This window comes from Bacteroidota bacterium, assembly GCA_039111535.1.
GTDB lineage: Bacteria > Bacteroidota > Rhodothermia > Rhodothermales > JAHQVL01 > JBCCIM01.
In genome coordinates, this window is the sequence record JBCCIM010000226.1 from 1 (window position 1) to 9,851 (window position 9,851).

The window sequence follows — 9,851 nt, forward strand, 5'->3', positions numbered from 1 at the left end:
CGTTGGGCGCGCGCATCATAAAGTAGTTGCCCAGCCCTTTGCCCTCTAGCAGGTGTGCACTCGATTGTTTAATAGCATCAAGCCAGATGAGATACCGCCAGTTGGCTGTTTCGTCTTTTGTCGGATCGGTAAGGGCCACCAGCCGCTCCTCAAGGAAAGAGGCCAGGTCTATCTCATCGTATACAAAATTTATGATAAGCGCAGCCGAGAACATGGTCATGCCGAGCTTGATCAGGTTACCTAATTTTAGGTGCCCCATGAGAAAGAGAACCAACATCGAGACCATGGCGGCTAACCAAACTGAGCGGTGACTGGCAATTACGGTCAGTCCCATTGAGGCGCCAATGAGCATCGCAAACCAGAAGTTGCCCTGCCGCCAATACCCGAAACGTTGCATCAGGTAAACCCCGAGGGCACCCCACAAAAGCCCGAGAGAACCATGTTGGTAAAGCCACTTTGCATAGGCAGCAAAGCGGAATTTGTGCACGTATCCACCACGGAAAAAGCCAATCGGAATCATGATCAAGGTGACCAGCAGCAGCACCTTGAACATACGCCATTGCTCTTCGCGCGTATTGGCAAAGATGACGATATAAGGAATGATCAGAATTTCCCGGAAGTAGGTTCTGAACTCTCCCAGTGGGCTAACGAGGCCAAACATTGAAGCTGATCGTGCCAGCTCAAAAATCATCCAGAGCATAAAAATGCTCCAGATTGACAATTCTTTGAATAAAGTCTGCTTTGCGCGCGGATCGCCGATGAACAGCTTGGTCATCATGGCAGCAATCAGACAGAACAATATCGGGTCGCCATACAGCATATCGATCCCGCCGCCAATGTTTAGCGATGGTTCGATGTACTTGGAATAATCCCAAATGATCATTTCCACCATAACCTGCGTGGAAAGCGCCCACACCCCAATCATGAAAGAGGGGTAGCGGTAGGCAATCACGAAGAAAATGAGGCCTACGCACAGTCCATTGAGCAAAATGACGATTTTCTCGCCACCAAAAACGAGGATTGCGAAAAATAGAATTGCCGCAATGCCTAGGGCTACGAGTTCAACCGGACTCCTTTTGCTCTTTATGTTTTCCAGGTGGCTGGACATTGGGTAGCGCGTACCTGATCTATTATAAAAAGATGGCTAAACAGAACGATTATACGCCATCATTATATGTGATGATAAAATAACTATTATTTACTTATCGACAGCATTTTCGCCGGCATCAATTTGCAGAGTTCTTCAACTAATCAAGATACTTTGCCTTATTTACGCGAACGGTAAGGTTTGGATTATCTGCGACACAGCCTTTTCCTCTGAATAGGCAGTGACCAAAAGTTGGGATCCGGGTTTAATACTGCTTAATCTTGTTAATTGCATCGTTCCATCAGCACCGGTTCGCGTACCCCGGATGGGCTGGCCGGCCATTGTACTTATCTGAACATCAGCATTTGGCAGCAAGGTGGTTTCCGGCAGCACACTGATCGGGCGCTGCCCTGTGTCTTTGGCTGATACAAATAGTGCGTCACCTCCTCTGGGTAATTCGTCAGGGCGATCGATGAGGTTACGTAAGGTCAGGGTTGTTGTTGGGTTAACTAACAACGGGTTAAACGCCATTTCGAGGAAATTCCAGTAAAAGGGACCATCCCGTTTCGTGAGTGCCGGCGAGTCATAGTTTGCATGGTACAACGCATATACTTTGAGCTCCCGGCCATCGTAGTCTTTCATGCGTTCGCCAAAATCTTCTTTGGGCGTTCTGCCAGAGCTGCGGCCAATCGGGCCAAAGCTGCACTCAACCAATCGGTGGTCTCTATTTACAAGGATGCAACCGTTGTGTACGTCGCCGTAAACGGTGGTTACACCTTCCCGGCTGCTTAGTAATTCAAGAACGCGATCAGATGCGGCCTTTACCCAGCCGGCATAGTCGGCTACCACGCGGTCTCTTTGGTCGAATTTCTGTCCGGTTTCAGGATTCACCTGGATACCAGACCAAATAGTGTGCAGGCCGTTGATGCCGGATACGCAAACGAGGGGGGAAGGATCTGTTTTTAGCTGTTGAGAAAGCCAGCTGAATTGCTCTTCTCCTAACAGTGTGCGCGTAGGATTTGCCCGGTCGTAGACATTCTCCAATTCGCCCCAGCCCTCATCATCCCAGATTTTTGTGTCCTGGGAGGTGCGCCAAAGCCTGGCGTCCATAATGTACAGGCTGAAGTCTTTGGCCGGCATGCGCCATTTGCGCCAGTTCTTTGGGTTGATGCCCGGATCTGGTGCTTCATCGCCAGAAATAAGGTGCTGCACAATTTTGAAATTGCGACGCATATACATCGGATCCTGTCCCGTATCACCCTTTTGCCTTACAATCAGCTGCTCGGGTCCTTTTACGTCGTCCATGCCAAAGTCATGGTCACCCGGGTTGATCACATTCCAATGCCGCATCATCTGCCAGCGCGTGGTTGGGCCAGCGATGGTTGTTGTGATGACTTTGTATGCATCGTCTGTGCTGGGGGGCGGAAACATCAGCTCAAGATACCAGACGTCGTCTTCCCACAGCATAACCTGGAAATCGAAATTCTCGAGGTGCTGGAATGCCCTTGGTGTAGGCTGGTCGTGTACGTACCAGGATTGATAGGCCTGCCAGTCGGGCAGGTCTGGTCGGTTTTTGTGGATGGCATGACAACTCAATCCGCAGACCTTGTAAGGGGCGGTGAGTTGTGGTAGTCGGCCAACATACCCACCTGAACGAGGTACTTTACCGATAAATCCGGTACCGGGGCCCACACTGTTTGTGCCAATCCGCGGATCAGATGTAACGTTGACGCCGTCTTTCCATATGGTATAGTACAGCGTGCGAGAAGCTGGATTGTACGGGAGTCGCGCGTTTAATACCGCAGTGTTGCGGCGAAATGAGTTGGACACAATGGGTGCACGTGCTGCAATCGGGACGCGTGACCAGCCTTCAAGCGGGTCTTCCTGGTCTGAGATTCGAAGTACAGCCTCTTGTCCTGAATTTCGGAAAAGCGAAATGAAATTACAGCGCCAGCTACCACCTTGCTCGTGTAACGAGTCTCCCAGCGGGTAGCAGACTTGTAATTCGTTGACGGGAGCATCGAGTTGCAAGTTGTCGCCGGGGTCGAGGGAGACACTGCTGATTTCAAAATCGAGCATACCGCGTCCAACGATGCCAAAATAGCCATTGGTGTAAAGCATTCTGCTAACGCGGGGCAATCTGATGGTGTGCCACTCATCTTCTATGCGTAGCAGTGCGGAGATGTCTGCATACTCTTCATCGTCGCCAGCAACATAGAGCGTGATAGATCCTGATGCACCGGCTTTGATTTTGCCAGCGCTTAATGCAGCCTGTTCATCGATGGGGGTAAGTTCGTCGGTAACGTGACTATAGAAGCCAAAGTCACCGGTATCACTGACCAGTGCCATCCAGGCAGCTTCTGTGTTGTATTGTCCGGGAATGAGCGACTTCAGGAGCGAAGCCTGTTCGCCGGCGTTGCTGCCCGACCAGCTTTCATGCAAGCAACTCGATCCAAAAGCGAGTCCGAGTACACCGTACCCGGGTGTGTGCTGCAAGGGGGGAGGCTGTCCGTTTTTTCCTCCAAAGTATGCAGGCAGGGCGTGGATCTTGAAATCTATCTGAATGGAGTAGTTGCCAGAGAGTTGCCAGTCGCGGCGCCACAACATGCCGAACGGCAGACTGGGGTCGCGTTCGATTGGGATTTGTTCGTCTCTGTGCGTTTCGTAATGCCAGGGAAACCAGTCGCCAGGGCGTTGGTCTCCCTCATTTTTTAGCCGGCGGCGGAGCACATTCTCCTTTAGTAGCCAGTACCCCGGGTTCATCGACTCCCAGGCATCGCCGGCTTCATAGGCGTTGAGCCGGTTGAAGTCGTCAATAATAAAAGCAGCGCTTCTATTGGGCAGGTTTAGGGTGCTGCTGCCTGAGGGCTGCTTGCATGACGAGACAATGGCGCCACCGCCGAGGCTGGTGGCGCCAATAATTCCCATACGCTGTAGAAAACCCCTGCGCGAGACAGGTTTAGGATCTTTCATCGAAGGGTTTGCCTTCAATTAGGCCGGGTGGTTTTCTTTTAGCGTCATTTCTTCTTTTGCGGCCTCGAGGTCCGCGGCTACCATTTCTGCTACCATCTCAGCGAGGGTGCATTGTGGTACCCATCCCAATTTTTCGCGGGCTTTTGCTGCATCACCAAGCAGCAAGTCAACTTCGGTTGGGCGGTAGTAGCGCGGATCCACCGCTACAATGACTTCGCCAGTCTCCTTGTTGTAGCCTTTTTCCTCTTCGTCTTTGCCTTCCCATACCACGTTGATACCTACGGAATCAAACGCAGCAATACAGAAGTCGCGTACGGTGGTTGTTTCACCTGTTGCAAGTACAAAATCTTCAGGAGTATCTTGCTGCAGCATCCTCCACATGCCTTCAACGTAGTCACGTGCATGGCCCCAGTCGCGTTTTGCATCCATGTTGCCCAGGTAGAGGCGCTCCTGCAAACCTACGCTTATTCGTGCAACCGCACGCGTAATCTTTCTGGTTACAAACGTCTCGCCACGGCGTGGGCTTTCATGGTTGAAGAGGATGCCGTTACAAGCATACATGTTGTAGGCTTCCCGGTAGTTGACCGTAATCCAGTATCCGTAGAGCTTGGCTACGGCATATGGGCTACGTGGGTAAAACGGGGTTGTCTCGCTCTGCGGGATTTCCTGCACTTTACCATAAAGCTCAGACGTAGAGGCCTGATAAAACCTGGTTTTCTCCTGCAAGCCAAGAATACGGATAGCTTCCAGGAGCCGCAGTGTGCCCAGGGCGTCTGTGTTGGCCGTATATTCTGGCGTCTCAAAGCTCACCTGAACGTGGCTTTGGGCAGCAAGGTTGTATATTTCGTCGGGCTGGACTTCCTGGACAATGCGAATCAGGTTGGTTGAGTCTGTCAGGTCGCCGTAGTGTAGCTTGAAGCGTGCACCGATGTTGTGCGGATCTTCATAGATATGGTCGATGCGTTGGGTATTGAAAGAGCTTGCTCGGCGTTTAATGCCATGAACTTCATACCCTTTTGCGAGCAGGAGTTCTGCAAGGTAAGCACCATCTTGTCCTGTAACGCCGGTGATTAATGCGCGCCGATTTTCCATTCTATTTCCTTATTTCTTTTCCCTAATTAGTAGATTCAGTTTTATAAACATGCAGCACGCAAATAGAGTGCCGCGTGCCGTTTGAACACAGTCGGATACTGTTGCGAAAGGCTTGTGTTTAAGAAGTGGTCAAGTAGTTATCACAGAACCATTCGTGGGACTTCCGTATCCCATCTTCCAGTGACGTTTTTGCCGTCCAGCCCAGCTTCTCCATTCTCGTAACGTCCATCAGCTTCCGGGGCGTCCCGTCGGGCTTGGATGCGTCATAAATAATTTCGCTTTCGCTGTTGAGAATCGACCGGATCAGTTCAGCGAGGCCCCGGATACTAATGTCTTTGCCGGCGCCTACATTGAGAATGCCATCAGGCGCTGCTTCGAAGATTGCCTCTGAAGGCTGTTCGATTGCAAATACACAGGCATCAGCCATGTCATCCACATACAGGAATTCCCGAAGTGGCGTACCGCTGCCCCAAAGGGTAACTGGCTTGTCTGGCATGCCATCCGTGCCTTTTGCTTCGTGGAATTTACGGATCAGTGCCGGCAATACGTGGCTTGTTGCAAGGTCAAAGTTGTCGTGCGGGCCGTACAGATTTGTTGGCATTACGCAAAAGAAATCGTCGCCATATTGCTTTCGGTATGCTTCGCACATCTTGATGCCGGAAATTTTTGCAATGGCATACCATTCATTGGTAGGCTCAAGCGGACCGGTAAGGAGGCAATCTTCGCGCAGGGGTTGTGCTGCGAGCTTTGGGTAAATGCACGAGCTACCCAGGAACAGGAGCCGTTTGATTTTTGCCTCGTGTGCAGCACGAATCACGTTAGCCTGAATGGCTATGTTATCACTGATGAAATCAGCTGGATAGGTGTTGTTGGCGTGAATGCCACCCACCTTGGCTGCAGCAAGGATAACAACGTCAGGTTTTTCCGCGACAAAGAATGCTTCTACGTCGGCCTGACGAAGCAGGTCGAGTTCCTGGCGGGTGCGTACCACAATGTTAGTATAGCCGCCTTCCTCCAGTCGCCTGACAATTGCGGAGCCTACGAGGCCCCGGTGGCCGGCGACAAATATCTTATCAGTTTTTCCAACCTGTGGCATAGTAGTTAATCTGAGGTGTAATTAGTTTGCGGTTAATCGTTCAATCAGAAGCAGGGTAGAGAGGAGCGGACCGATGACTGTAAAAATGTCTCGCCAGTTCATTTTGCGCTTCTGTTCAACGTCAATGATCACAATATCGCCTTCCGACAGGGTAGGGGAATCAGCTGCGCGGTCCATCACTTCATCGAACGATGCCTCGTAAGCCAGTGAACGCATGCTGCCGGAGTTTCGGTACATCCGGACAGTGGTTGTCTGCTTTACGTCTGGTTGATTGGTTGAGGTTGGTCCGCCGCTCAGGCCAAGTAGCAAAGACAGGTTGACACCGTCTTCGAGTACATAGACGCCTGGGTTTTGAACTTTGCCAAAAACAGAAATCTGTATGGTGGCGGTCCCGGGTTCTACGAGGTAGTAGAAAGCGTTGATGTTGGTCTCTACGTCGTCCATTCTGCCAAATTCCTGGGCCTGCGCATAGGGGGCACCCGCAATCTGGATAAAAACAAAGAGTCCAAGAACGACTGCCAGACGGGCACCCGCTCTTGAAGCTGGAGCATTAAAAGACATATTAATCTGGGGGAAATGGTTATATAATTAAATCAAAGAGTAGCCGGGCCCTGTCTGTAAATCATTGTCTGTTAATTATGCCAGACAGGGCCGTATTCGAATCAAGAATTGGCTTTAGCTGGCAACATAGCTGTTGGAGCCATAACTATATCCGTAGGTGTTTTTGTAGCCGTACATGCTTGTGGGATCAAATCTATTTAATACAGTCCCAAGGATGTTGGCATTAACACTTTTCAGTTCTTCAAGCGTCTGGTTTAGCGACTCCATATCCGTTCCGTCGGAAGAGGCAACAACAATTACGCCATCGCACTGACGGGAAAGCAATACGGGGTCCACACAGCCAAGTACTGGCGGTGTGTCGAAGATAATGATATCAAACTCGGTACGGAAGCGCTCGATCAAATCGATCATTTTGCGCGACCCAAGCAGTTCCGCCGGCTGTGATACAGGAATACCCGTAATCACGTATACATTTTCAATACCGGTAAAGAAACGCTCGGAATCCCAGCGGCTTTCGTCTTCAGAAAGCAGTTCAAGCAGGCTGGGTCCTTCAGGCAGGCCAAGTTTGTCGTGCAGCGACGGGCGACGCAAGTCAGCATCTACAACCAGGGTGCGCTTACCAGCCTGGGCAGTGGTGAACGCGAGGTTGAGCGATGTTGTGCTTTTGCCGGCGCCAGCTTTCGGACTGGTGACCATGAGATTCTGGATGCCCATGTCGTCGCGGCTGAATTGCAGTTTAATATAAAGCCGGCGATACGCTTCCGCGATCGGTGACATCGGCGCAATGAGCGCAGAGAGTGCCGTGCTAACTTCGCGGCCCTCAAAGTCAATTTTCAACCGCTTGCCAAACTCTTTCTTGATGAGTTGGCGCATATCGGGTACAACCCCCAGCATGTTGATGTCGCGGTCGTTGAGATCGTCAGGAGAGTAAACTTTGGTGTCGAACTTCCGACGGGCAACTGCAACGCCAATACCCATCATCAGACCAAGCATAAGGCCCATGATCAGGTTGATGGCTTTTTTAGGTTTTACCGGGTCGTCCGGGCTGATCGCAGGGTTCAGGATTTTGGCAAAGCCGCTTACAGATTTTTCTGCGATAGTAATTTCAGACAACCGCTGTCCGAGAATCAGGAAGAGTTCTTCGGTAGATGTTTTGTCGCGCTGCAGTTTGGCAAGCGCCATCATTTTGTCGGGAATCGAACGAACTTCGTTGTCGTACTCCCGAAGCCGGCGCTCGGTGCTCCGGGCGCGGGCATTGAGCCCTGATATGGCAACGCGTTCTTCAACAATCTGGCGCTTGATTGTGGCCAGGTAGTTCATATTGATGCCTTCTTTGCTTGGATCCTGGTTGAATCCAACGTCTTCCCATTCTTTCATGAGCTGACGCGAGAGCGCATCAAGTTTAGAGCGCTGCTGCGCAATTTCGTCGTGGTAGCCTTTGAGCTGCGGGTTTGCACCAGGATTGCCGCGAAGCTCAGGATTTTTCTTGTAGATTTGCTCAACGCGCATCTCCAGTTCAGTGATCTGGTTTTGTACTTCGCCCATCTGCTTATCGGTAGTTGACGAAATGACAGCCGGCAGGTTTGGCAGGATTTCCTGTATTTCCTGCTCGAGGGCAAGGAGGCTGGATTCGCGCATGCTCAGGTCGAGCCGCGTTTCTTCCAGCATCGTCTGCATGTTTGCAATCTGTGCTACTTTATACTGGGTCTGGTCGTTCAAGGCAACGGCATTGCCGCTGTTCATAAAGTTTGCCAGCTGAGACTCTATGGTATCCAGTTCAACCTTTTTGTCAGCGTACTGCTTTTCCAGGAAAAGACGCTGGCGCGTAAGGTCTTCGCGGCTCATATCCGCAGTTTCAGTAATGTATTCTTCTGCGTAGAAGTTGGCAATGATGGCAGCTTCTGCAGCAGAGTTGCTGGTTGCTGTAATTTCGACAGCATCCACGCCTTCACTGCCGGCGGTGAAGCTCAAAATCTCTTCCTGAAGCAATGAGGCCAGATCATCACTTGAAGTAGCCATGGTTAACACATGCAACGGCTGTGAGGAGCCAGGCAGTGTGCGGAGTTCGATGAGTCGATCGGCTGTATGCTGTGCAATCTCACGAGAGTTGCGCAGGTAATGCAACTGGTTATCGATGTCTGAATTCTGAACAAGTCCAGGCTTGGCAAACGGCAGGTTGCCGGCTTCATTGATTTTCGAAGCATCTTTGTCGATAAGCAGAATGGCAGAGGCTTCGTAAACAGGTTCAGCCAAAAAGGTATAAACTGTTACAGCTGCCAATACAAGCAGGGTAACACTAATGATGTACCATTTGCCCAGGCGCAGAATTTCCAGGATTTCGTGCAGAGAAGACTTGGCCTCGTTGGGCTGACGCTGATAAGCACCTGGTGAAAAGCGCGGATCTGGCGGACCGCCGTAGGGCATGGGTAAATCTTGATAAAAACCCCTGTTGACAGGATATTGCTGGTTTTCCATAGGTCCTTTGAATGACGCGAGCTAGCTATGTATTGACCGGCGAAACGACCGTTCAATATGTCCCTTTGTGATATACTTAAATTCATCGCGCGCGCGTATATATGCAGAAACACGCCGCGATCATATTGCAGGAACACAGTGAACTGGAATTGCCGGCTCTAAACGGAATAGATTAACCGGTGAACGAACATGATAAGCGGGGGCGGTAATCCCTTACGAAAGGCTATTGGGCAGCCTAACCAAATTTGGATGTAAGGACTATTATCTCATTACCCCGATCAGGTTCCGCCGAAAACTCGGCAAAGCCATATTTCTATACAGTTTACGTATTGATAATATCGTCAGCTGTAGCAGGGGACTTTAGCTGTAAGTTAATACGCTGTATAAAGGGCTATTTGAACTGCAATCGAGGAAGTGATTTCCTACCGATATGAGGGGCTGAGACAGAAATGAGACTCATTTCTGTATTGTTGCAAAAAGCCTTTCCGCAACAAATCGATGTTGCAACGAATTGTGTACAAAGTTTGACAGATTCATGGCATAGCGGTTCAAATGCTTTCAAAACAG

Annotated in this window: 6 protein-coding genes; all 6 read right to left on the bottom strand. The window is 50.6% G+C overall.

All coding sequences use genetic code 11. From position 1 onward, the window contains the following. Positions 1–1,108, bottom strand: a 1,108-nt coding sequence (locus AAF564_23530; protein ID MEM8488539.1) for a hypothetical protein, incomplete at its 3' end; no start/stop codon positions are given. A 162-nt stretch (positions 1,109–1,270) separates the two neighbouring features. Beyond that, positions 1,271–4,060, bottom strand: a complete 2,790-nt coding sequence (locus tag AAF564_23535) for a hypothetical protein (protein MEM8488540.1) — start codon at positions 4,058–4,060, stop codon at positions 1,271–1,273. Between the two features lie 18 nt (positions 4,061–4,078). Beyond that, on the bottom strand, positions 4,079–5,152 hold the full coding sequence (gene gmd, locus AAF564_23540; GenBank protein MEM8488541.1) for a GDP-mannose 4,6-dehydratase: 1,074 nt from the start codon (positions 5,150–5,152) through the stop codon (positions 4,079–4,081). 118 nt (positions 5,153–5,270) lie between these two features. Then, positions 5,271–6,248: a GDP-L-fucose synthase gene (locus tag AAF564_23545; GenBank protein ID MEM8488542.1), complete on the bottom strand. Its 978-nt coding sequence runs from the start codon at positions 6,246–6,248 to the stop codon at positions 5,271–5,273. Positions 6,249–6,269: 21 nt separating this feature from the next. Next, entirely contained in the window at positions 6,270–6,809 is a 540-nt protein-coding gene (locus tag AAF564_23550; protein MEM8488543.1) for a hypothetical protein, read from the bottom strand. A 114-nt stretch (positions 6,810–6,923) separates the two neighbouring features. Continuing rightward, positions 6,924–9,233: a polysaccharide biosynthesis tyrosine autokinase gene (locus tag AAF564_23555; GenBank protein ID MEM8488544.1), complete on the bottom strand. Its 2,310-nt coding sequence runs from the start codon at positions 9,231–9,233 to the stop codon at positions 6,924–6,926. Positions 9,234–9,851 lie beyond the last annotated feature (618 nt).